Raw genomic sequence first — 22,117 nt, forward strand, 5'->3', positions numbered from 1 at the left:
TGTCAGGTTGAAACGGGCCATTGGTCATGCCGGAAGAGACGCAGCGTCAGACAATCTTCATTGCCCATGCAACGCATGAGGATGACTACTATGCCGGTTGGCTAGCGGCCAAGCTCCGAGCACTTGGATACAGGGTCTTTGTTGACTTGGACGACTTGGCAGGCGGTGACACTTTCACCACGCGCATCCAACCCGTGATTGAGAACGAGTCGGCCGTATTCCTGCCGATAACCACGAGGACATACGCGGAGAAGGCAGCGGACGACAGGTCAGGTGTGCGCAAGGAGCTGAATGTTGCGTCGTCGGTAAACGTCAAGAACTTCATCGTCCCATTAAAGTTTGATGACCTGCCCTACCACAAGTGGCCGATGGATTACCGGGGACAGAACGGTTTTGACTTTCATAACCGACTTGGCGATGGATTAATCGACCTAGTCACGGACCTTCAGGAGAAACGGCGAATTGCCTACGCTGAAGACACGCAAACGCCCTTGAGCATTTGGCACAAGGCTATTGGCCAACGAACCGTAGTGACAGAAGCACCCGAGCAAGTCATCACGAACTGGTACCCGATCGCGCTTCCCGAAGTGCTGTACGTCCATCGGCCATACTCGATGCCGACAGGGAACGCTTTGGACCTAGTCACTTACAGGCGACACGGTGACCATATAGTGACGTTTGCGCCACTCAGGGAGGGCATCAATGGTGTCCCTTTGCTCAGCAGCCTCTCTTTCAAGACCGAAGATGTGCTCCACGCGCAGGCATTGAACCACGAGGACTTTGGAACGATTGTAAAGCCGGGCAATTACTTGAAGACCCTCCTCAACAAGACGTTGGGGTATCATTTCAAGCTTCGAGGTTTAGAGTTCATCGAACAATCCAACAAACGCCGGATCTACTATGTGCCGTTCGCAGGCGACGACGCCGTGCGCGTGCCACTCACGAAATATGGACAGCATAGCATACAGTTGAACGGGATCAAAGAGGGATATCGTTGGTACTTCGCAGTCTCGCATTCGGCCTCACTTCATCCCGTACCTCACTACCGACTATCCTTCCATATAGTGTTCAAGACCAAGGAGGGTGATGCTGTTGACGATGCAACTGAGCATGCGCTACGCCGAGGATTCGCTGGCGAACTGTACAATCGAAAGGTCTTGAACCTCTTTCTAGGCTTGCTCGATACCCTCCGCACGGGTCCCGATGCCGACTCAATTGAGCTACACATCGATGGTTTCAGCTTCTATGACATGAGTTTGGAGCCTTTGTCCATCGCCACCCAAATCGGCTACGTTGAACCTGTGTAGATGATTGGGAGGACGATCCATATCAATGAGCCTCAACTCGAGTTCGGGCAAGGGAATATAACCAGTGACCCGCGCGATGGCTTGATCCTTTACGGAGCCTATGCCTCAAGATCTGGTGACACCATCAAGGCTGGAGTTATCGGTACGCCAAAGAGCATAGAGGCCTACAAGAAGTTCGTCGTTACGATGAATGCACCGATGAAGTCCATGAAATGGAACAAAGGGAAGAAGGCCTTTGAATCGGACGAGGTTCAGAGACCCTCATTCCCCGGGTTTCATGCCGTCCTCGGTCTTCGATGGTTGCCCGATCCGACAATAGCAATAGAGTTGAGTGAACGGAAGATCTACGAGACGCTCAAGTTCAACAAAATCAATCGCAAAAGGACCAGTGCCGTTGTGGACCTGTTCGTCAAAGAGATCGTCAAACAGACCCGCTCAGAGGATGCCTCGGTGGATATATGGTTCGTTCTTGTTCCGCGAGCGGTTTGGAAGCAATGCCGGGTTGAATCATGGGGTGCCCAGGTAAGCAAGGGTACTCTACAGTTCATTGCGGATAGTAAGCATGGCCAGGTCCCCATGTTCTCAGCGGATCAAGAGTACCTAGAGGAGGTTGAACGCTTCGTTGAGTCGAGCGAAGACTTCCGCCACCTGTTCAAGGCGAGGATGATCGAAGAGAAGATTCCTGCACCAGCTCAGTTGATCTTGGAACCGACGTTGGAGTTCAGGGATAAGTACAAGAACACTCCTGCCGCTCCCAACATGAAAGCTCACATTGCGTGGACTATAAGCACCACGCTCCACTACAAGCTTGGCGCACTTCCGTGGCGTTTGGCGAACACACGCGATGGGGTGTGTTACCTGGGACTGGTCTACAAGAAGTTAAAGGACAAGGAGAATTCTATTGTAGCCAGTGCCGCGCAGATGTTCCTGAAGGATGGCGATGGAGCCGTCTTTCAAGGAAACATCGGTCTCTGGGAGACACGTCCGAACGAATTCCACTTGGACAGAAAGTCGGCCCGAGATATGGTCGCATTGGCGCTAAGCGACTACTTCGACAAGTGGCAAGATTATCCTACTGAGCTGTTCATTCACGGAAAGGCTGAATTCGATGACAAAGAATGGGATGGATTTGAGGAAGCACGCGAAGAACTTCGAGCCAAGACCAAGCTGGTTGGTGTGGTGATCAAGGATAGCGCACCTCTGAAGATGATGAGGGTGGCGGAAGGCCAAGCAAGTCATTATGGATTGCTGAGAGGAACAGCATGGATCATCAATGACCGTGAGGCTTTTCTGAATACAAGAGGATTCGTACCGCGCCTCTCGACCGCACTTAATCTGGAGATACCTAACCTCCTTTCCGTTAAGATCAGCAAGGGCACAGCGGACATTGAGACCGTCCTCAAGGACATCATGGACCTGACCAAGCTGAATTACAATGCTTGCGTTCACGCGGACGGCAAGCCGGTGACTTTGAGCTTCTCTGGGATCATAGGCAACGTGCTCACGGCAACCGCTTGGAGAAAGACCGACGTGCGGCAGTTCAAGTATTACATATGACCCGTGAGTCCAGGATCAACTCGTGGCTCGAACTGTGATGACGGTGCATCCTTTACCTTGACGTAGTCGTGAATCGGGCCGGTTGGGTCATGAATCTCCTTGAAGTCGAAGTACTGCCAGTAGGCTTTCATCATAACAATGAATTTCTCGAAGCCGTGGGTCTTGTGATCGAACTCGGGATTGACCTTTCTGAGTTCATGCCCAACTTGCCCTAAGAAGGACCATCCGTCGGCCTTCGCGGAGCTAGTGACAGCTTGTATCAAGAGGGCTAACGTTTCGGAGTCTGTGGGCGGTGGTGGCGTCTGTTCCCTGTTTGGAAGGTCTATTCCCACGGCAGCTTGACCTGTTTTCGCTCGATCCGGCGATTCAACTGGACTTGTGGGTCTAGTGGGCTCTGGTGCATCCGGTGGTGGGGCATTGGGGTCTGAGGTAGCGATGGTATAGGTTTTACAACTCCAGACAAGCGAGTCAACCATGTCGAACGTCGCTCTGGTCCAGGCGGCCTGCATCATCTCGTCTGAGTCCTTAACCGAAGCCTTGAATCGTTGGGCCATAATTCCTTTGAAATGACCGTACTTCAATTCATCATTGGCCATCCACAGGACATCCGAGTACTCTCCCCCTGGAGGATAGACCATCTCACGTAACTGAGTGATTAGATACAGTGGCCGTTTGAAGTCGCTCCACAACCGTGTGAACTCCTCATTCGCTTGGCGCCCAAGACCTCGTTCAATAATGATGCGCATCCCTCTATATCCAGACTTCTCTAGTGCAAGAACCCGCAGGTAGTCGTCCTCCATCGTTTCCACCTTTCCAACTTGCACACCCTTTGAAAAGATTGGCGCTGCGGAAATCGGAGAGTACTGGTTGTTCCATTCGGAGATTGCACCTCGTAGCCAAAAGGGAAAACGGGTCGACGCACTCGAGTAAAATGCCTGCTCAAAAAGATGGATGCCAATTTCAACGGCTTGAACAACATCTTGACAGAGTATGGCCACACTATCACCACCGAGCATAACGGTAAACTCCGCGTCCCGATGGACGTAGTCCGGGAGATACGGGAGCTGCTTCGTTACGAACGTGTTGAATTCTTCAATGCGTTCCTTCACCGCAACCGCACCTCCGGAGCGCCACATCTTTTGGACACCCAGCACATCGACGAACAACACTGCGCGCTTCATGGATTGAGGAGCTTATCTCATAAGCGAGTTTAGCGCAGAATGAGCTTCAATCGATCGCATCACACGAGTATGGTTCCTGCGTGAGCGGGCGCAGCGGCAGCCCGGCGCAGGAAGGGCCTTGTAGCCACGAGCAGCGAGGAGGCCGACGTAGGAGGACCCGCAGCGCCGTGGGTGCTGGCCCTGACAAGCCGGCTACAGCGGAGCACGCGACCCGGCTGCATTTGAGCCGGGGCACGCCCCGATCATCCCAATGCTGAGCGCTTCTCGTCATCCGTTCTGATCCAACTTCCGTGATCGCAAGATCGTCGCCAGCGCCACGGTCTCGCCCGTTTCATCCACCACAACCTGTCCCGCATTGGCGGGATCCACCAGCCACTTCACGATCACCCGCGCCACAACTTGTCCCGCCACAGCGGGATCGGCTCACTTGGGTGGGTCGGCGGCCGTTGGTGTAACCATCAGTCAGGTTGCATGTTCTCCACATCGTCCAGATCGCGGTGGCGGCCGGTGGCCCTCTTGTTCGTCACCAGGTCATGGTAGCCGATGAAGTTCATGGCCAGTCCATCGAAGGTCACCTCCTTCCGGTTGGCGTAGCACGCATCGAAGGTCACGCCGTCGATGGCGGTAAGTAGATCTATACGCAAGGGGGGCTGGCCGAACTGGATGACGTTACCCTCCTTGGTGAGGTCGGCCACCGTGAGTTGGAAGGATCCGAAACCGAAATCGGTGATGGCCCGCAGTACGCGCTCCGCGTTGGGTACAGTGGGGTTGAGCCAGATGTCGAGGTCGCCGGTGTAGCGCGGGTAGCCATGCACGCCGACGGCATAGCCGCCGACGATCATGTACTCCGCCTCATGCTTTTTGAGCAACGCGACAAATTCTCTGAAGTCTCTGCTCAGCATGTGTGGGCCCCATGTACTGTTGGCGAAGGAACTCGATGGCGGCCAGACGCGCCTCAGGCGGCTGGGTGGCCCAATAGGCGCGGTCCTTGGGCTGGTCCTTCAGCGTGGTGATGCGCATGGTGCGTTCCATGCATGAAAGATACGGCGAAGGACTGTGCCCGATGAAAAGCGGTCAGTTCTGATCGAGCTTCTTCACCATCGTCAAGATCGTCGCCAGCGCCACGGTCTCGCCCGTTTCATCCACCACGTCCACCAGCCATTTCACCCCGGGTCGGGGCCCGGGGCAGGCTCTAAGCGGCATCATGCCTGGTCGAGCTTTTTCACCATGGTGAGAATGGTGGCGAGTGCAACAGTTTCTCCGGTCTCGTCTATCACGTCGACCAGCCATTTGACTATTCCTCTTGCCACATCCGCGCCTTTAGGTGAGTCGGCGGTCTTCGGCCGCTTCTCCTGATCCAGCTTCTCGCGGCAGGTGAACTTCACCTGGATGGTGGAGCCCGGGTACACCGGCTTCAGGAAGCGGCACTCCTCGATGCCGTAGTTGAGGAGCACGGGCCCTTTTGGCGGGTCCACGAAGAGGCCCGCCGCACGCGAGAGGATGAAGTAGCCGTGCGCCACGCGGCCGGTGAAGGGGGTGCCCTCGAGGCTGTTGGCGTCCATGTGCGCGTAGAAGCGGTCGCCGCTCAGCTCGGCGAAGTCCTCGATGTTCTGCAGCGTCACCAGGTGCTTCTCGGAGAGGAGTGTGTCGCCGATGTTCAGCTCCTCGAAGTGCAGGCGGAAGGGGTGCTTCTCGCTGATGCGATAGCGCGCGCCCTGCTGGTATTGCTGCGTGATGGCGGTGATCATGCTGGGGTGGCCCTGGATGGCGGTGCGCTGCAGGTAGTGCATCACGCCGCGCTTGCCGCCCATCTCTTCGCCGCCGCCCGCGCGACCGGGGCCGCCGTGTACCAGCGTGGCCAGCGGACTGCCGTGGCCGGTGTTCTCCTTGGCCATCTCGCGGTTGAGGATGAGCATGCGGCCGTGGTGGCTGGCTGCTCCCCACACGAATTGCTGCGCCACGGTTTCATCGTAGGTGGCGATGCTGGCGCAGAGGCTGCCCTTGCCGAGCTTGGTCAGGGCCACGGCATCGTCGATGTCGGTGTAGGGCATCAGCGTGCTCACCGGACCGAAGGCCTCCACGTTGTGGCTCTGCTGGTTCTTCCAGGGATCGGCGTTGAGCAGCAGGATGGGGCTCATGAAGGCGCCCTTGCTGGCGTCGGCGCCTTTCACCTCCACGCTGTCGGCGCTGCCGTAGACGATCTGCGAGCCTTTGAGCAGTTCGTCCAGCGCGCGCTTCACCTCGTTGCGTTGCGTCTGTCCGGCGAGGGCGCCCATGCGCACGCCTTCCACACGCGGGTCGCCGATCACGGTGCCGCCCAGGCGCTTGCCGATGGCGATCTGCACATCCTCCAGCACGTTCTGGGGGACCATGATGCGGCGCGCGCCGGTGCAGCGCTGGCCGCACTTCAGTGTCATCTCCTTGCCCACTTCCTTGATGAATAGGTCGAACTCCTCGGTGCCGGGCACGGCGTCGGGGCCGAGCACGATGGCGTTGAGGCTGTCGGCTTCCATGTTGAAGGGCACGCTCTCGTCCACGATGCGCGGGTGGCGCTTCAGCATGCGGCCGGTGCTGGCGCTGCCGGTGAAGGTGACCACGTCCTGGCTGATGACGTGGTCGAGCAGGCCATCGGCACTGCCGCAGATGAGTTGGATCGCGCCCTCAGGCACGATACCGCTGGCCACGATGTCCTTCACCATGGCCTCGGTGAGGTAGCTGGTGACGGTGGCGGGCTTCACCACGGCGGGCACGCCGGCCATCCAGTTCACGGCCACCTTCTCCAGCATGCCCCAGATGGGGAAGTTGAAGGCGTTGATGTGTACGGCCACGCCCTCCTTGGGCACCATGATGTGGTGACCGATGAAGGTGCCCTGCTTGCTGGTCTTCACCACGTCGCCGTCCACGTAGAAGGGCATGTTGCCCAACTGCCTACGCAAGCTGGCGTTGGCAAAAAGGTTGCCGATGCCGCCCTCGATGTCCACCCAGCTGTCGGCCTTGGTGGCGCCGGTGCGGTAGCTGATCTCGTAGTACTTGTCCTTGCGCTCCATCAGGTAGAGGGCGAGGGCCTTGAGCATGCGTCCGCGCTCGGGGAAGGTCATCTTGCGCAGGGGCGGGCCGCCGATGGTGCGGGCGTAGTTCAGCATGTGGCCGAAGTCGAGGCCGCCGCTGGACGTAGTTGCTACCAGGTCACCGGTACTTGCATCGACCAGTTCACTTTGCTTGCCGGATCCCTTGACCCATTGACCGCACGTGTAGTTCTTCAACTGCATGTGGCGAAGATCGGTAGGAAATGACAGCCGCAGTAGCGCCTGCGGCGCCAAGGGGAATACTGCCGCAGATGCCGCAGATGTCGCAGATGGGCTCACTACCGTTCGCGGAGTGCGAGCTGCCCGTGCTGCTGGTAGCCGATCAACGCATAAGAACAATGCCCGCATCTGGCATTTCATCTGCGCCATCTGCGCCATCTGCGGCTCGCATTCATTCATTCCGGTTCACCGGAAAGGCTCTGCGTGATCCCCGGTCCCTGCATTTGCAGTGCTTCGTCAGAAGCGCCTGCGGCGCCAGGGGGGAATACTGCCGCAGATGAGATCAGAAGGTCCGTATGCCCGCCTGCCGCTTCACGGGATCGTTGGTGAAGGCCGCGATCGGACCATCCCCTTCACCCGGCCGGTGCGCCACCGTCCCAACGGCGTCTTGCGGTGATCGCCAGGGTGCCACCCCAAGTTGGCCAGATGGCGAAGGTAGCCCGGAGCCGTACCTGACGACCATGCGTTCCGTCATGTACGGACGGGCCGGATCTGGGGGATATTCGATGCGTCAAAACCACCACACCATGAAAGCACACCTACTTTCTCTTGCAGCCAGCCTGTTCCTCCCGGCCGCGCTGTGCGCCCAGATCCCGAACGCCGGATTCGAGCAATGGTCACCATCCGGCATGGGATACAACGACCCCGACGGATGGCTCACCTGGAACGTCATCAGCTGGCCTGTTGGCGCCGTGCTGAGTTGCGAACAGGCTTCTCCCGGAGCTGCGGGGACGTATTATGCCAAGGTCACCACCCTCGATCTTCCCGGCGTCGGGATACTGCCCGGATTGATCTTCACCGGAGGCCAGACAGCGGCCGGCTTCCCCTACACCGCGCGACCGGATGCGCTGAACGGCAAATACCAGTACAACATCCCCGGGGGTGATGGTGGCATGATCGCGGCCTCGTTCACCAAATGGACGGGGGGGCAGCAGATATCCGTGGGCGGTGGCATGCTGTCGATCCCCCCGGGCAGCCAGTCTTCCTGGGCGTCGTTCAGCGTCGAGATCGCGTGGTTCACGACCGACTTCCCGGATACCGCGACGGTGACCGTGATGTCCAGCACCGCTGATGGCGTTGCTGGCAGCACAATATCCGTGGACGACTTGAGTTTCGGCGCGTTCACCTCGGTGAACGAGGTCCCGGCCGGCACGCCCATGCAAGTGTCCATGTTGCCCGGCACCGGTGTGCTATGGATCACCACCGGCCACCAGATGGCGGAACTGGAAGTGCTCGATACAAGCGGCCGCCTGCATGCACGGCAGACCCTCCGGGGCCTGGTGGCGGAAACCGATGTGTCCGGGCTTGCCAATGGCACATACATCGCGCGGATCCGCTTCGCGGACGGCACCTATGCCAGCCGCATGTTCGTGAAGTATTGAACACCACACCCCAAGCAGGGAATGGGCCACCACGGGTGGCCCATTCCTTTTCGCTCATGCCAGGAATGCCGCCACCTCGGCGGATCCACGCCCATCGCATGCACTTCCTGCATGGATCCGAATGTCGCCCGCGCGGCTTGCATGAACTTTGTGCCGCCATCCGCAACATGCCGCTTCACCTCCTCCTGCCCGCATTACTGCTCGCACTTCCCATCACACTCGCCGCCCAACGCGTGGAGGACGCCAACGCCCACTTCTGGTTCAGCCATTGGGGCGACCACATGGTGCACGACCGCTGGAGCCTGCACAGCGAGTTCCACATCCGGCGGGCGGAGCTGGGGGGCAGTGCGCAGCAATTGCTGATCCGCCCCGCCGTGAATTTCCACCTGCACGAGCAGGTGATGCTCACCGCCGGCTACAGCTACTACGAGAACTACCGTTATGGCGCCCATCCCATCCGCTTCGCGAACTGGGAGCACCACGGTTTCCTGCAGTTCCAGTTCAGCAATTGGATCAACAAGGTGCGCATGCAGCACCGCTACCGCTGGGAACACCGATGGATGGCACGGATGTCGGCGGACGATGCCGATGTGGACGGCATGTTCATCGGCTACGGTGGGTCGGACCGCTTCCGCTACCGGGTGTGGGTCACCATCCCGATCGGGAACAACTCCCCCTGGACGGTGAACGGCTACAACGAGATCTTCCTGAGCCTGGGCGGCACCGTACCGGGCAACCGCTTCAGTCAGAACCGGGCCAGCGGGCTGATGGGCTACCAGGTGAACAAGGAGTTGAACCTGTTGGCCGGCTACCTCTACCAGACGATCGATCGGCCGGCAGCGGCGGCGGGCGCGGATGTGCTGGAACAGAACAGCACGCTGCACGTGGTGGTGGTGTTCAACCTGGGCGTGCGCAAGCGTAACGCACAGGTGGTGCCCTTGCCGCCGCAGGAAGGGTGATCGTGCGACCAATTGTCCACCGTTGGCCAACTCCGCCCGGTGTGCCGCGTCTTGCAGGTATGAACGCCCTGCGCACCCTGCTCCTCGGTCTGGTCCTCCCGGCCATCTTTCCTGTCAAGGCTTTCGGCCAGGACCTGGTGGTGGACCTGTCCTTCAACCCGGGTGGGACCAACTTCGCGGGGGGGCTGGGTGTCTTGACCCTCGCGCTGCAGCCCGATGGGAAGATCCTGTGCGGGGGCTTCTACCAGGTCTACAACGGGGTCCCGCGCACGGGCATCTGCCGGCTGCACCCGGATGGCACGCTGGACCTGCCCTTCGATCCGGTGCTCAACTCCTCGGCCTGTCCGGCGGTTTTCGTGCAGACCAACGGCCATATCCTCATCGGTGGCGGCTTCACTGTTGTGGATGGTGAATTGCATACGGGTCTCGCCCGGCTGGACCCCTTTGGCAATGTGGACCAGTCGTTCCTGTCGCAGGCCGCCGGGAAGTTCCACACCGTGGCCGTTGCGCCGAACGGCCGGGTGTTCGGTGGCGGCACCATCTCCTCTCCGATGGCCGGATACGTGGTGCTCTATGCCGACGGTGGCCTCAACACACAGCCGCCGGTATCGTCCGCCGATCAACAGGTGTTGCAACCGGACGGCCGGATCCTGGTCGGTTCCCGCGACTGGCCCTACCTCTTCCGCATGGAGCAGGATGGTTTCCTGGATCCCACCTTCAGCTCCTCGATCACCACCGCCTTCGATGGTGTATTGGCGCTGCACCTGATGGCGGACGGACGTGCCATGATCGGTGGTGGCTTCTCCGCCGTGGATGGCCAGCCCCGGTCGCGGATCGCCCGTGTCAGCAGCACCGGTTCGCTGGACCCCTCCTTCGATCCCGGAACGGGCTTCGATCAGGACGTGACCGCCATCGAAGAACTCCCCGACGGTGACTTGCTGGTGGCCGGTTGGTTCACCAGCTACAACGGCGTGGCGCTCAATGGCAGCCTGGTCAGGCTTGCTCCGGATGGTGCACTGGTGACGAGCTATGCGGCCAGCAACATCCTGGATATCCAGCTCCAGCCGGATGGCAAGGTCCTCCTCTCCGGTGGTGTGATCTCCTTCAATGGCACACAGCGCAGTGGCATCATGCGCCTGATGCCCGACCCCGGCACCGGCATGAGCGAGGCTGCCTTGGGCGCTCTGAAGGTGTGGCCCAACCCGGTTTCGCACGTCCTGCATCTCGCCGGCATCGAGGGTCCGTATCGATACGTGGTGCTGGATGGCATGGGGCGTACAGTGCTGACCGGATCGGGTGCCGGCACTGCACTGTATGCAGGCACATTGCCTGTCGGTGCATACACCTTGGAAGTCCGGGATGCGCGCGGTGTCCGGCGTGCTCGGATCATCAAAGCTTGATCAGCGCCGCACCGCGTAGATCCACTCGTCCTCCACCCTGCCGTACTTGATGAGCGTGCCGATGAGCTTCGCTTCGAGCGTAAAGCCCGCCTTCTCCAGTGCTTTCTGCGAGGCGATGTTGCCGCCGAATGGTGTGGCGTAGATCCGCGTCACTTCCGGAAAGGTGTCAAAGCCCAATTGGACCATCTGCCGGATGGCCTCCGTCATGATGCCTTTGCCCCGGTGTTGCCTCGCCAGCCAATAGCCCAGCTCCATGTTCCGCCGCCAGAGGTCCGGTTTCGGATGCAGACCGATGGCACCCGCGCATGCGCCATCCACTTCGATACAGCGCCGGAGTGGAGGGCTCTTCATGGCCTCTGCGATGAAGGCACGGCCGTGTTCCTCGGTGTACGGATGCGGGAAGGCGTCGGTGAGCATGGCCGCCACAGTGGGGTCGTTGGCCTGCCTCACCAATGCGGGGAGGTCATCGTAGCGGAATGGACGAAGAGAAAAGATCGGCACGGGACAAGGATAAACATGTGCATCCGGACTTAGCTTTCGGGGGCCGACGCACCAGTGCCGACACACCCGCCATGGATCGGGTCTTCACCTTCGCGCTGCTTGGTCTGTTCGCCCCCAGCGTTCATGCACAGTCCCCTGAGAGCCACCAGTTGGGCAACAGCGCCTACCTGCGCCTGTCGCCCCTCGCGGGTGGCGGCCACCTGATCCTGTCGGAGCGCCGCTTCGGCATAGACAGCAGCCATGCCCAGGTGCTGCTCGTGGATGCCGGTTGGAACGTCACCCCGTTGGCGGCCCGCCGCTTCCAATATCCGCTCTGGTACATGTTCGATGCCGCACCCATCCCCACGGGCATGGTGGTCTCCGGCGCCCTGACCAGTGGCAGCATACCGCAACTGCACGCCGTGGACATGGATGGCTCGCTGGCCTGGGTCACAGGCTTCGCGGGCATGCAGCATTCGCAGCATCGCATCGCCATGCTTTTCTCCGAAGGCCCTGCCATCTACGGGTACACCAGTCAGGATGGCTTCTTCGGCAGCGGCATGTACCGTGTGGAGGCCGAGCAGACGGGCACTTCGTTCGCTTTCCGCTTGACCACGGTGAGCAACACACAGTTCAGGTTCTACTCCGGTGCCATGGCAGGAACGCCCGCGGAGCACGTGCTGGGCGGTTCGATCAGGAACACGGGCACCAATGACTACGACGCGTTGCTCGGGCACTTCGATGCCAGCGGCGCCACCTGGATGAAACGGCTCGATCTGGGCGCACCGGTCTCGGGCATTGAACAGGTGTCCGGCGTGGTGCGCATGACCAATGGCGAACATGCCTGGGCATTGATGGCCAGCGGGTCACCGGCACGCGGATACTTCCTGCGCATGGACATGGATGGCAACCCCCTGGCTGGCGCGGTGATCGAGGATCCCGCCGGCATCTACCTCGCCGCCATCATACAACTCGACGATGGCAGCCTCTTGCTGTCGGGCTCCAGAGGCAACACACCGATCCTGATCCGGTTGACCGACACGGGAAGCCTCATCTCCACCATGGAATGTTCCAACTGCACGACCGGCGGGATCGGCAGGTTCCAGCGCGACGCCGCCGGTGACCTCATCGCATCGGGCAGTTCGGTCATATTCGTTCTCAGCGCGGACGGTGAGGCCTGCGGTTATGTGCCCAACAACACGGTCACCTCCTCCCCGTACTCGCCTGCCTTCGTGGATCTGGCGCCCGTGAACAACCTGACACCTACGGTGACGACCACGGACCTGATCATGTTGGAACGCGATCCCGTGGGAAGCATCGCCCAGGTATGCGGCGCCACCGGCATCCAGGAGGCATCGGGTCGGTCCACGCTCGCCGCCTATCCGGTGCCGTGCGGGGATCGCCTCTGGTTGGGCACGCCGGGTGAAGTGGCGCGGAACGAGTGGGTCGTGGTCCATGACCTTTCCGGGGCCTTGGTGGCCGACCAGGGGTATGGCGATGGCCTTGATGTACGAAGCCTGGCTCCCGGCATGTACGTGGCCGTATTGCCACGCCTTTCGCAGCGGGCCTTGTTCATGCGGGCGGCCGATTAGGTTGTGCCCGCCGGCCGGCCATGGGCCGAAGCTCCTCAGTATTTCGGCGTGAAGCCCACGTTCTTCCAGAAGAAGCCCCACTGGTCCGCCTGCTCCTCGATGATCTTGCTGGTGGGCTTGCCAGCACCGTGGCCGGCCTGCACGTCCACACGGATCAGCACCGGGTTCGGGCCTTGGTGCGCGGCCTGCAACGCACTGATGAACTTGAAGCTGTGCGCCGGCACCACGCGGTCATCGTGGTCGGCGGTCATCACCAGGGTGGCGGGGTAGGCGGTGCCGGGCTTGATGTTGTGCAGCGGTGAGTAGGCCTTGAGGTACACGAATTCCTCGGGGCTGTTGTCCGCATTGCCGTACTCGGGCGTCCAGCCGAAGCCCGCGGTGAACTTCTGGAAGCGCAGCATGTCCAGCACGCCCACCACGGGAAAGGCCACCTGGAACAGTTCGGGGCGCTGCGTCATCACGGCGCCCACGAGCAGTCCGCCGTTGCTGCCACCCATGATGCCGAGCTTCCCCTTGCTGGTGTACTTCTCCTTCACCAGGTATTCCGCCGCGGCGATGAAGTCGTCGAACACATTCTGCTTCTTCTCCTTCATCCCGGCCTGGTGCCAGTCCTCGCCATACTCGCCGCCGCCGCGCAGGTTGGCCATGGCGTACACCCCGCCCTGTTCCAACAACAGCATGCGGCTCACACTGAAACTCGGGCTCAGGCTGATGTTGAAACCGCCATAGGCATACAACAGCGTGGGATTCCCGCCGTCCAGCTTCAGACCCTTCTTATGGGTGATGAACATGGGCACCCGCGTACCATCCTTGCTCGGGTAGAACACCTGCTTCGTCTCGAACTGGTCGGGATCGAACTTCAGTTCCGGCCTGAAGTAGATCTCGCTCTTGCCGGTGGCGATGTCGTACTTGTAGATGGTCCCGGGGTCCGTGAAATCGGTGTAGCTGTAAAAGGTGTAGGTGTAGTCGCGCCGGCCGCCGAAACCACCCGCGCTGCCCAGTCCCGGCAGTTCGATCTCGCGCTCGTTGGTGCCATCGGGGTCGTAGCGGTAGATGCGGGTGGTCACATCCTTCAGGTAGTCGGCGAAGAGCTGCCCGCCGCAAAGACCGGCGCTCTCCAGCAGTTGGTCCTTGTGCGGTAGCACGTCCACCCAGTGTTCCTTGGCGGGTTTGGCGGGGTCCACGGCCACCAAGCGGTAGTTGGGTGCGTCCACGTTGGTCCGTACCAGCAACCGGTCGCGCTTGTGGTCGTAGTCCATGATGCCGGTCTTGAAGTCGAAGCCCTGTTGCAAGGGCACCCAGGCCGTGCCCTGCTTCGGCAAACCGCCCTTGCGCAGGTCGTGGTAGTATTGCTCGTAGCCATCGGTGCCGGTGCTGATGCGCAACGTGGCGAACTCCTCCCCTTCGGTGACGCCCACGCCCACGTAACGGTCCGGGTTCCGTTCGTCCTTGTACACCAGGATGTCAGCGCTTTGGGGGGTGCCCACCTGGTGGTAGTACACCATCTGCCCCAGGCTGGCGACGCTGAGCTTGCTGCCCTTCGTCACCGCCGGGAATCGGCTGTAGAAGAAGCCGTCCTTGTACCAACTGGCACCACTGAATTTCACCCACTCCAGCTTGTCGTCCAACTTGGTCATGGTGCCCAGGTCCCAGATCTCGAACTCCTGCCAGTCGCTGCCGGCACGCTGCACATTCACCACCATGTAGCGGCGGTCCAGGCTGGCGCCACTGAGGTTGATGCTGGTGGTGCCCGCCGGATCGACCGCGTTGGGGTCGATGAAGACCTGGTCCTCGCCATCGAGGCCCTTGCGCACGTAGATGACGTACTGGTTCTGCAGGCCACTGTTGCGGTACTGGAAGTATAGGTCGCCCACGCGGACCGGCGCACTGACTTTCGCATAGTCATAGAGTTCCTCGAAGCGCTTGGCGATGCCGTCCCGAAAAGGGATGTCGTTCAGCCAGGCCTGCGTCACCTCGTTCTGCCGCCGCACCCAGTCGGCGGTCTCCTCGGTGGTGTCGTTCTCCAGCCAGCGGTAGGGATCGGGCACCCAGGTGCCGTGGAGGGTGTCACCGGCGGTGGGGTCCTGCCGGGTTTCGGGATATTGGATGGTGGTCACTTCGGCGGGCTCCGTGCCACAGGCATTGATCAACATGGCGAGCGGGGCGGCAAAGATGAAAGGTCTGCGCATGGTCTGTCCTGCCATTCGTTGCGGCAGGCGCCGAAGCTATGAAGCGCGGAGACCGGCGACGGCGGGGTCTCCACCTGCGGTGAAAGTTGTGACGAATGGGATCAGGCGCGCTTGCGGCGTTCCACGGACACCGTGGTGAGCTCGTACACCGTGCCACCACCCTCCAGCAGGGCCACGCTCGCATCCAGCTGGCCCGCCAGCGTATGGATAAGCTCGATGCCCAGGCTGTTGGGGCGTTCCCAACGCGAACGATCGGGCAGGCCCACACCGTCGTCGCCGATGCGCAAGGTGAGGCCCCGGGCCATGTCGCCGGTGAAGTGGACCAGGATGGTCCCTTCCTGCCGCCCCTTGAAGGCGTACTTCAGCGCGTTGGACAGGATCTCGGTGATGAGCAGCCCCAGGGGTATCAAGGTGTCCACGCCCAGGGTCCCCGCTTCGATGCGGATGTCGAGCTTCAACCGGATGTCGATGGTGTAGGCGTGGCAGAGGTCGCGCACCAGCTGGTCCAGGTAGCTGGTGACATCGATGTTCGAGAGGTCCTTGCTGAGGTAGGTCTGTTCATGCACCAGCGCCATGGCGCCCACGCGGTTGATGCATTCGTTGAAGAGTTCGGCCGTGTGCGCATCGCCCACCTTGTCCATCTGGAAGCGGATCAGGCTCTTGACGATCTGCAGGTTGTTCTTCACCCGGTGGTGGATCTCCTTCAGCATCACCTCCTTCTCCTCCTTGCTCAGCATGGTCTCGCGCAGTTCCTGGTTGGTGCGCACCAGGTCATGGCGGGTGGCCTCCAGTTGTGCGGCGCGTTGTGAGCTCTCCAGCAGCAGGTTGTTGCTCACCCCCACCAGCCAGGCGAATACCATGGCGAAGAGACAGGCGAGCGTGAGCATCACCTGGGCCTTGTCCCATTTGGCGGAAAGCACATTGACATGGGTCCCGAGACCTTTCTCATGCACCTGCCGGGAAGTGTGCTCCACCACCTTCTGGGCGCGTTGCACCATGAACTGGGTGATGATGCCGCCCTTGCGCTGTTCGCTCCAGGCGCTTTCGTCGGCCAGCATGTGGTGATGCAGGGAGTCGGCCTGGTGCAGCACCCGTCCGATGGCGGCCGGCATCTCGTCGATGCCCGGGGCGCCCGGGTAGCGCTGTTCGATGGCCCGCACGCGGTCCCGAACGCGCGCCAGTTCGGTTTCCCAATGGGAGCTACCGGTGCCGGCGTCAACCCGCTGCACCAGACCGAGCTGGTGCAGGGCCTCATTCAGCCGGCCCAGATCGTCCAGCAGCCGCAATTCATGTGCGATGCGCGATTGCACCTGCCGGGCGCTGGACACGAGACCCACACCGGAAGCGATGAAGACCACCGCCACCACCGAGGCCAGCAGGGGCCATTTCCACCACGAACGCCACTTGAGCTTGTTGGACACGGCCCCTTTCAACGGGGGCCTTGGCCATGGGTTTCAAGGCTCGATGCCCGCTCGGATGCGCGCCTCGAAGGTCTGTAGGAGCTGATTGATGCGCTGCATGGCCAGGACCTTCAGCTCGCCATGCACGCGCGCCGTGGTGGTGCGCCCCATGCCCTGCACCCGTTGCGCGGGCAATTCACCTGTGGTCAGCGTGCCCACATGCACCCCGCCCCGGTGCGCGGACCGATTGCCGGTATGGACCAGTTCGGTCACCATCACACGGCATTCCCCGGCCTTGGTCCGCACCACCACGCGGTAGGCCACCGTGCCCATGGTCTCCTCCCGAAGCGTGAGCATCTCCGAGCGGAAATTTATCCGGGCCTGCCCCTCGAGTATACCGGCCTCGCGGTCATTGCGGCGCATGGCGGCACCCGGTTCCCTGCCGAAGGTCCAGGTCCAGGCCTCCGCCGCGCGATCGTGCAGCTGCACGGCATTCAGCGGGAAGCTCATGTCGCGGCTGAACGACAGGGCCTGCCCGCCATATTCCGCGGGCTGCTGCCCCATGGCAGGACCCGAGAGAACCAAGGCCACCAGGACCGCTGGCATGCGCGACATGGCGCGCAAGTTAGCCGCCCGCCCACCATACGTGCCGCTACCTTTGCCCCCATCCAACCATCGGTCCATGAGCATGCAGCAATGGCCCCCCCGCGCCCTGAAAGTGGGGATCTTCTATGACGGCAGCTATTTCACCCACGTCAGCAACTATTACAACTATGTCCACCCCCACCGTCGCCGCATCCACATCGGAGGCCTTCACGACCTGGTCAAACACCTGATCGCCGAACGCGAGGGCACCAAAGCCAGCCTCTGCCACATCATCGACGCGCACTTCTTCCGCGGCCGGTTCACGGCCCGCGACGCGAACGAGAAACCCAATCAGCTCTACTACGATCGGGTGTTCGACGATGTGCTGATGTACAACGGCGTGCAGACGCATTACCTGCCCGTGAAGGACCTGCAGGGCCGCAAGCGCGAAAAGGGCATCGACGTGCTGATGGCGCTGGAGACCTTCGAGCTCTGCATGCACAAGCGCTACGACCTGGTGGCCCTGGTGGCCAGCGACGGTGACCATGTGCCACTGGTGCGCAAGCTCCACGCTTTGGGCTGCAAGACCATGCTGCTGGGCTGGGACTTCGAATTCACCGACCAGACGACCGGCGAGCTGCAGACCACCAAGACCAGCATCGACCTGTGGAACGAGGTGAGCTATCCGATGGACATGCACGACCTGATCGAGGAGGGGCTGAAGGAGGATGATGAACTGGTGCGCGAGCTTTTCGTCCAGCGCGTGGAACGTGAGCCGGAGCAGATCCCATTCGACACGATGCTGTCCGAGCCGATGGACGACACGCGCCACCGCAGCACGATCATGAGCCTGATGAACGGTTACGGCTTCATCCGCTTCCCGGACAACAACCTGTTCTTCCGCCACGAGGACCTCACGGACGTGGCTTTCGAGGACCTGCACGTGAATGACGAAGTGGAGTTCCAGGTGGCCATGAACAACAAGGGCCAGCGTGTGGCACGCAGCATCACCCTGGTGCCGGTGATGGGCTGATGCCGGTCAGGCGGACGGCAGACGCAGGATGAATTCGGTGCCGGTGCCGGGTCCGCCGCTGTGGGCTTCCAATGAGCCATGCTGCGCCTGGGCGTATTGCCGGGCGCGGGCCAGGGTGCCCCTGCCCTGCGGCTCACCATCGGTGCTGCGGCTCTTGAGCATGGCGTAGCGCACGAACAGGTCGCGCAGGTCGTCGGCGTCCAGGCCAACACCTTCATCGCGCACGCGCAGGGTGGCGGCTGCCGCATCGCCGGAGAGTGAAACATGGATGGAAGTCCCGCGCGGGGAGAACTTCGAGGCGTTCGAGAGCAGGGCTGAGATGATCGTACCCAGATGGTGTGCGTCGCCGGCCACGGTCACGTACCCGTCGATATCGAGTCGCACTTGCTGTTCTTTCCGGCTGAATCGGTGCTCCAGGTCGTCCACGCACCGGCGCAGGAGCGCGGACAGGTCCAACGGCTTCAGGTCCAATTGTCCGGGACCGCGGTCCACGCCCAGATCGTCGAGCAGTTGTTCCACCTCGCGCAGGGCCTTGAAGTATTGCCGTTCCGCGAAGACCCGCAGTTCCGGTTCCGATGCCTGCCCATCACCCAGGTGGTCCAGCACCTGCTTGAGCCCGGCGAGGCGATTGCGCAGGTCGTGCGCGAAGCGGTGCAATCGTTCGGCCGTGCCCGGGCCTGCTTTGTCCAGCGGACCGTCCATCGGTGGCCTCAGGCGGTGCTGCGCGCGAATCGCTGCAGCATGTCCTCCAAACTGTCGGAGTTGATGGGCTTGGGCAGATAGGCGCAATCCTTCAAGGCCCGGATGGCGGCGATGATCTCCGGCTTGGTGCTGGCCGTGAGGAACAGGATCGGCATCGGATCGCGCGCATGGATCTCCTGCGCCAGTTCAAGCCCGTTCTTCTCGCCCTTGAGATAGATGTCCATGATGATGAGGTCCGGCCGCTCACGCTGGAGCAACAACTCGGCCTCTTCGGAACTGCGTGCCGTGCCGATCACCTGGAACCCCATCCGCTCCAGTTGCAACCGGTAGCCGAAGGAGATGATCGTCTCGTCCTCGATGATGAGGATCTTTTTCATGGGCGCATCAAAGCTATTCTTTCCCCGCACGCGCATGGTCGCGCGTCACCCTGAGGAAATCGTCCACCGTCAAGGCCTTCTCCACGAATCCGGTCACCGAGCGGAAGGACAACGCCCGCTCCAGATCGGCCGGTCGGTTGCTGCTGGAGAACATGATCACCGAGGTGACCCCGTTGGGCAGCAGTTTCTCCCCTTCGCAGGTGGAAAGGAACTCGAATCCGTTCACGCCAGGCATGTTGATGTCCACGAACATGATGTCCGGGATATCGTGCCCGCTGCGCAGAAAATCCAACGCCGCGGTGGCGGTGGTGAAACTGGTGACACGACCCTGGTGACCGGCCTTCTTCAATACGAGACGGGTGACGAAGTCGCAATCCTCCTCGTCGTCGAGCAGCAGGATGTGGCCGATGCGTGCGGTGACGCTGATGAGGTCCTCCATGGGCAGGGCGTTGCAACGGCGACCCTGCGGGGAATGTTTCGGCGAACGAGCCAGCGGCCGAAAGGCGCTCAGAACCAGCTCACGCGCAGGGTGCGGTCCTTGTCCCGGAAGAGCGATCCACGCGTCCTCATGCGATCCTCCAGGCGGCGTTCATCGCCAAGCAGATCATCAAGAAAGGACTGTGCTTCCTGGTGCCCTGCCTTCACCGGCGCGCCCCGTGTGATGGCTTCGGTGATGTAGGCCGTGAGCAGCCCGTCGTAGGCGTCGCGGAACAGGGCGTGCGTGGCGAAGATGTCACAGCCGATCACCTGATCACCGCTCACGGCCACCACACCCACCACCTGCGGGTGGTCCTGGTAGAGCCCATCGAAGTGCCTGCGGTAGCGTGCCATGTCCTGCTGGAATTCCTTGTCCTCCTGCAGGGCGTTGAAGGTCCCCGTCGGGGCATTCACGGACTTCGCATCCAGGTAGCCCGCCACATCCTGCCACACGGCCTGTTGTTCCTTCTTGTTGGCCACCGCGCTGCGGATCTTCTGCGCGCCCACACCCGTGGTCTTGCTGAACTCCCGGCGTTCCGCGCCGGATTCCCAGCGGCCCTGTTCCACGCAATAGGCCGCCACCTCCATGCGCTGCCCCGGTGCCAGCAGCAGGTCCTGCGCCAGCACACGGTCCTGCTTGCCGCCGGCGACCACCTCGCCCTGCATCAGGTAAAGGGTTTCCTTCGAGGTGTTCTCCGCGATCAGCTTGTTCACCTGCGCACCATGTTCCTGCTCGGTGATGCGCAGCTTCTTGTCGGCGATGGCGGACTTCATGGGCGTGGTCTTCTCCACGGAGGCGTGTGCCGCCAGAAAGGTGCCGTTGGCCATCACCGGATAGAGGGCGAGACGCTCCAGCACCGGCTGGCGCGACATGGCGGCGGTGGCCGAGATGCGGAGATTCTCCGTGTTGTATTGCGCCAGGGACGGCGTGACGAGCAGCAGGGCGAGGCAATGGATGGTGGTACGCATGGCGAATGGGGTTTGTGGTCCGTACACACAGGATGCGCCGGGGTTCGATCCCGCACAAGGCGTGGACGCGTTCCCGCATCAGGAACGACGAGCGCACGCGGATCCTTTCACCGACAACCCTATTTGCGGAAGACGAGCCACACGGCCGCCACCAGCAGCACGGCGGCCAGGGCATGGATCCAGCGCAGCACTTCGTGCCGGAAGGCCAGCAACGTGAAACCGGTGAACACCACCAGCGTGATGACCTCCTGCGACACTTTCAATGGCACCAGGGTGAAGGGACCACCGTGCTGGTCGCTGCCGATGCGGTTGGCCGGCACCTGCGGCACATACTCGAAGAAGGCGATGCCCCAGCCGATGAGCATGATGCTGACCAGGCCGAGCCCCTTGCCCCAACTGAAGTCCTTGAAACGCAGGTGCCCGTAACAGGCCAGGGACATCGACGTTGGCGGGGATCGGCAGGCCGATGGTCCAGGCGGCTTTCATGGGTCGATGGTATGATGGCCATGGTTCGCCCGGCCCGCGCACCACGATCGATCGACCGCAGCGTATTGAAGAGCGTGCCAGCCGCCGACCGCTACCCGCCCTTCACCTCACCCCAGGACTTGTACTTCGCGGTGATCGGCGGCCGGCTCCGGTCCACCTCGCGGAGAGGTTCGCATTCCTTCAGGGTGGCGTGGAGCTCGGCGGGCAACTGCTGGTACAGCCTGGTGCCTTCGGTCTTCCAGGCGATCATCTCATCGCTCACGGCCTTGGCGATGCGCGCCGGATTGCCCACGATCAGCAGTCTTCGCTCCCATCGCGTATCCGCGGGCACGAAGGTCAAAGCGCCCACAATGCACTCCTCCCCCAGCACCACGTTGTCCATCACCACCGCGTTCATCCCCACCAGGCAGTTGGCGCCGATCGTGGCCCCGTGGATCACAGCCCCATGGCCGATATGCGCCCCTTCATGCAACACCACTTTCACACCGGGGAACATGTGGATGGTGCAGTTCTCCTGCACGTTGCAGCCATCCTTCACCACGATCTCGCCCCAATCGCCGCGCAAGGCCGCCCCGGGCCCGATGTACACGTCCCTGCCGATGACCACATTGCCGGTGACCACGGCCTGCGGGTGGACGAAGGCCGAAGGGTGCACCACCGGCCGGTAGCCGTTGTATTCATAGAGCATGGGGGAAAGGTAGTCGCAGCCAAGCGGTCGACACCGCATCGACCCGCA

20 protein-coding genes and 1 pseudogene are annotated in these 22,117 nt (G+C 61.5%); 7 read left to right on the top strand and 14 right to left on the bottom strand.

The window, feature by feature from the left end:
• Positions 1 to 26: 26 nt before the first annotated feature.
• Together KIT10_04900 and KIT10_04905 are read left to right on the top strand one after the other, a co-directional pair.
• A complete protein-coding gene (locus tag KIT10_04900; protein ID MCW5898588.1) occupies positions 27 to 1,307 on the top strand; it encodes a toll/interleukin-1 receptor domain-containing protein in 1,281 nt (426 codons plus the stop codon).
• Entirely contained in the window at positions 1,308 to 2,864 is a 1,557-nt protein-coding gene (locus KIT10_04905; GenBank protein ID MCW5898589.1) for a hypothetical protein, read from the top strand.
• Here the strand turns inward: KIT10_04905 and KIT10_04910 are convergent.
• The 4 genes from KIT10_04910 to paaZ form a co-directional block, all read right to left on the bottom strand.
• The gene (locus KIT10_04910) at positions 2,855 to 4,045 is read right to left on the bottom strand and encodes an OST-HTH/LOTUS domain-containing protein (protein MCW5898590.1); all 1,191 of its coding nucleotides are present in this window, start codon (positions 4,043 to 4,045) and stop codon (positions 2,855 to 2,857) included. The two genes, KIT10_04905 and KIT10_04910, sit on opposite strands and share 10 nt — an antisense overlap.
• Before the next feature lie 458 nt (positions 4,046 to 4,503).
• Positions 4,504 to 4,914, bottom strand: coding sequence for a hypothetical protein (locus tag KIT10_04915; protein MCW5898591.1), 411 nt, complete (start codon positions 4,912 to 4,914; stop codon positions 4,504 to 4,506).
• The gene (locus KIT10_04920; GenBank protein ID MCW5898592.1) at positions 4,898 to 5,077 is read right to left on the bottom strand and encodes a hypothetical protein; all 180 of its coding nucleotides are present in this window, start codon (positions 5,075 to 5,077) and stop codon (positions 4,898 to 4,900) included. Before KIT10_04920 ends, KIT10_04915 begins: the two co-directional genes overlap by 17 nt.
• 170 nt (positions 5,078 to 5,247) lie before the next feature.
• Complete coding sequence (gene paaZ, locus KIT10_04925) at positions 5,248 to 7,314, bottom strand: phenylacetic acid degradation bifunctional protein PaaZ (GenBank protein ID MCW5898593.1); 2,067 nt, start codon at positions 7,312 to 7,314, stop codon at positions 5,248 to 5,250.
• Between the two features lie 563 nt (positions 7,315 to 7,877).
• Here paaZ and KIT10_04930 point away from each other — a divergent pair.
• From KIT10_04930 to KIT10_04940, 3 genes are all read left to right on the top strand, one after another.
• Positions 7,878 to 8,732: a T9SS type A sorting domain-containing protein gene (locus KIT10_04930; protein ID MCW5898594.1), complete on the top strand. Its 855-nt coding sequence runs from the start codon at positions 7,878 to 7,880 to the stop codon at positions 8,730 to 8,732.
• A gap of 167 nt (positions 8,733 to 8,899) precedes the next feature.
• The gene (locus KIT10_04935; GenBank protein MCW5898595.1) at positions 8,900 to 9,691 is read left to right on the top strand and encodes a DUF2490 domain-containing protein; all 792 of its coding nucleotides are present in this window, start codon (positions 8,900 to 8,902) and stop codon (positions 9,689 to 9,691) included.
• Positions 9,692 to 9,750: 59 nt separating this feature from the next.
• Positions 9,751 to 11,091: a hypothetical protein gene (locus KIT10_04940; GenBank protein MCW5898596.1), complete on the top strand. Its 1,341-nt coding sequence runs from the start codon at positions 9,751 to 9,753 to the stop codon at positions 11,089 to 11,091.
• On the opposite strand, the gene KIT10_04945 is transcribed toward KIT10_04940, so the two are convergent.
• On the bottom strand, positions 11,092 to 11,592 hold the full coding sequence (locus tag KIT10_04945) for a GNAT family N-acetyltransferase (GenBank protein MCW5898597.1): 501 nt from the start codon (positions 11,590 to 11,592) through the stop codon (positions 11,092 to 11,094).
• A 71-nt stretch (positions 11,593 to 11,663) separates the two neighbouring features.
• Here KIT10_04945 and KIT10_04950 point away from each other — a divergent pair, with 71 nt between their 5' ends.
• Entirely contained in the window at positions 11,664 to 13,163 is a 1,500-nt protein-coding gene (locus tag KIT10_04950) for a hypothetical protein (protein MCW5898598.1), read from the top strand.
• A 35-nt stretch (positions 13,164 to 13,198) separates the two neighbouring features.
• On the opposite strand, the gene KIT10_04955 is transcribed toward KIT10_04950, so the two are convergent.
• From KIT10_04955 to KIT10_04965, 3 genes are all read right to left on the bottom strand, one after another.
• Positions 13,199 to 15,352 carry a S9 family peptidase gene (locus KIT10_04955; protein ID MCW5898599.1) on the bottom strand — a complete coding sequence of 718 codons (2,154 nt, stop codon included), beginning with the start codon at positions 15,350 to 15,352 and terminating at the stop codon, positions 13,199 to 13,201.
• A gap of 101 nt (positions 15,353 to 15,453) precedes the next feature.
• Entirely contained in the window at positions 15,454 to 16,773 is a 1,320-nt protein-coding gene (locus KIT10_04960) for a sensor histidine kinase (GenBank protein MCW5898600.1), read from the bottom strand.
• A gap of 33 nt (positions 16,774 to 16,806) precedes the next feature.
• Positions 16,807 to 17,367 (bottom strand): hypothetical protein, encoded by a 561-nt coding sequence (locus KIT10_04965; protein ID MCW5898601.1) that lies wholly within the window; start codon positions 17,365 to 17,367, stop codon positions 16,807 to 16,809.
• A gap of 67 nt (positions 17,368 to 17,434) precedes the next feature.
• On the opposite strand from KIT10_04965, the gene KIT10_04970 reads away from it, so the two are divergent.
• The gene (locus KIT10_04970; GenBank protein ID MCW5898602.1) at positions 17,435 to 18,370 is read left to right on the top strand and encodes an NYN domain-containing protein; all 936 of its coding nucleotides are present in this window, start codon (positions 17,435 to 17,437) and stop codon (positions 18,368 to 18,370) included.
• Between the two features lie 6 nt (positions 18,371 to 18,376).
• Here KIT10_04970 and KIT10_04975 read toward each other — a convergent pair whose 3' ends face one another.
• The 6 genes and pseudogenes from KIT10_04975 to KIT10_05000 all read right to left on the bottom strand — a co-directional run bounded on the left by KIT10_04975 (position 18,377) and on the right by KIT10_05000 (position 22,069).
• Positions 18,377 to 19,072 (bottom strand): HAMP domain-containing histidine kinase, encoded by a 696-nt coding sequence (locus KIT10_04975; protein MCW5898603.1) that lies wholly within the window; start codon positions 19,070 to 19,072, stop codon positions 18,377 to 18,379.
• Positions 19,073 to 19,080: 8 nt separating this feature from the next.
• Complete coding sequence (locus tag KIT10_04980; protein MCW5898604.1) at positions 19,081 to 19,449, bottom strand: response regulator; 369 nt, start codon at positions 19,447 to 19,449, stop codon at positions 19,081 to 19,083.
• A 13-nt stretch (positions 19,450 to 19,462) separates the two neighbouring features.
• On the bottom strand, positions 19,463 to 19,888 hold the full coding sequence (locus KIT10_04985; GenBank protein MCW5898605.1) for a response regulator: 426 nt from the start codon (positions 19,886 to 19,888) through the stop codon (positions 19,463 to 19,465).
• A 68-nt stretch (positions 19,889 to 19,956) separates the two neighbouring features.
• Positions 19,957 to 20,895 (bottom strand): hypothetical protein, encoded by a 939-nt coding sequence (locus tag KIT10_04990; GenBank protein ID MCW5898606.1) that lies wholly within the window; start codon positions 20,893 to 20,895, stop codon positions 19,957 to 19,959.
• 119 nt (positions 20,896 to 21,014) lie between these two features.
• Positions 21,015 to 21,381: pseudogene (locus tag KIT10_04995) on the bottom strand (DMT family protein).
• 91 nt (positions 21,382 to 21,472) lie between these two features.
• Complete coding sequence (locus tag KIT10_05000) at positions 21,473 to 22,069, bottom strand: transferase hexapeptide repeat family protein (GenBank protein MCW5898607.1); 597 nt, start codon at positions 22,067 to 22,069, stop codon at positions 21,473 to 21,475.
• Between the last annotated feature and the right edge of the window lie 48 nt (positions 22,070 to 22,117).

Source organism: Flavobacteriales bacterium, assembly GCA_026129465.1.
Taxonomy (GTDB): Bacteria; Bacteroidota; Bacteroidia; order Flavobacteriales_F; family PHOS-HE28; genus PHOS-HE28.

Coding starts and splice junctions, on each gene's coding strand:
- KIT10_04910 (MCW5898590.1), bottom strand. CDS start 4,045: ATGAAGCGCGCAGTGTTGTTCGTCGATGTGCTGGGTGTCCAAAAGATG.
- KIT10_04955 (MCW5898599.1), bottom strand. CDS start 15,352: ATGCGCAGACCTTTCATCTTTGCCGCCCCGCTCGCCATGTTGATCAAT.
- KIT10_04940 (MCW5898596.1), top strand. CDS start 9,751: ATGAACGCCCTGCGCACCCTGCTCCTCGGTCTGGTCCTCCCGGCCATC.
- KIT10_04985 (MCW5898605.1), bottom strand. CDS start 19,888: ATGGAGGACCTCATCAGCGTCACCGCACGCATCGGCCACATCCTGCTG.
- KIT10_04990 (MCW5898606.1), bottom strand. CDS start 20,895: ATGCGTACCACCATCCATTGCCTCGCCCTGCTGCTCGTCACGCCGTCC.
- KIT10_05000 (MCW5898607.1), bottom strand. CDS start 22,069: ATGCTCTATGAATACAACGGCTACCGGCCGGTGGTGCACCCTTCGGCC.
- KIT10_04905 (MCW5898589.1), top strand. CDS start 1,308: ATGATTGGGAGGACGATCCATATCAATGAGCCTCAACTCGAGTTCGGG.
- KIT10_04965 (MCW5898601.1), bottom strand. CDS start 17,367: ATGTCGCGCATGCCAGCGGTCCTGGTGGCCTTGGTTCTCTCGGGTCCT.
- KIT10_04975 (MCW5898603.1), bottom strand. CDS start 19,072: ATGGACGGTCCGCTGGACAAAGCAGGCCCGGGCACGGCCGAACGATTG.
- KIT10_04980 (MCW5898604.1), bottom strand. CDS start 19,449: ATGAAAAAGATCCTCATCATCGAGGACGAGACGATCATCTCCTTCGGC.
- KIT10_04970 (MCW5898602.1), top strand. CDS start 17,435: ATGAGCATGCAGCAATGGCCCCCCCGCGCCCTGAAAGTGGGGATCTTC.
- KIT10_04920 (MCW5898592.1), bottom strand. CDS start 5,077: ATGGAACGCACCATGCGCATCACCACGCTGAAGGACCAGCCCAAGGAC.
- KIT10_04950 (MCW5898598.1), top strand. CDS start 11,664: ATGGATCGGGTCTTCACCTTCGCGCTGCTTGGTCTGTTCGCCCCCAGC.
- KIT10_04935 (MCW5898595.1), top strand. CDS start 8,900: ATGCCGCTTCACCTCCTCCTGCCCGCATTACTGCTCGCACTTCCCATC.
- paaZ (MCW5898593.1), bottom strand. CDS start 7,314: ATGCAGTTGAAGAACTACACGTGCGGTCAATGGGTCAAGGGATCCGGC.
- KIT10_04900 (MCW5898588.1), top strand. CDS start 27: ATGCCGGAAGAGACGCAGCGTCAGACAATCTTCATTGCCCATGCAACG.
- KIT10_04930 (MCW5898594.1), top strand. CDS start 7,878: ATGAAAGCACACCTACTTTCTCTTGCAGCCAGCCTGTTCCTCCCGGCC.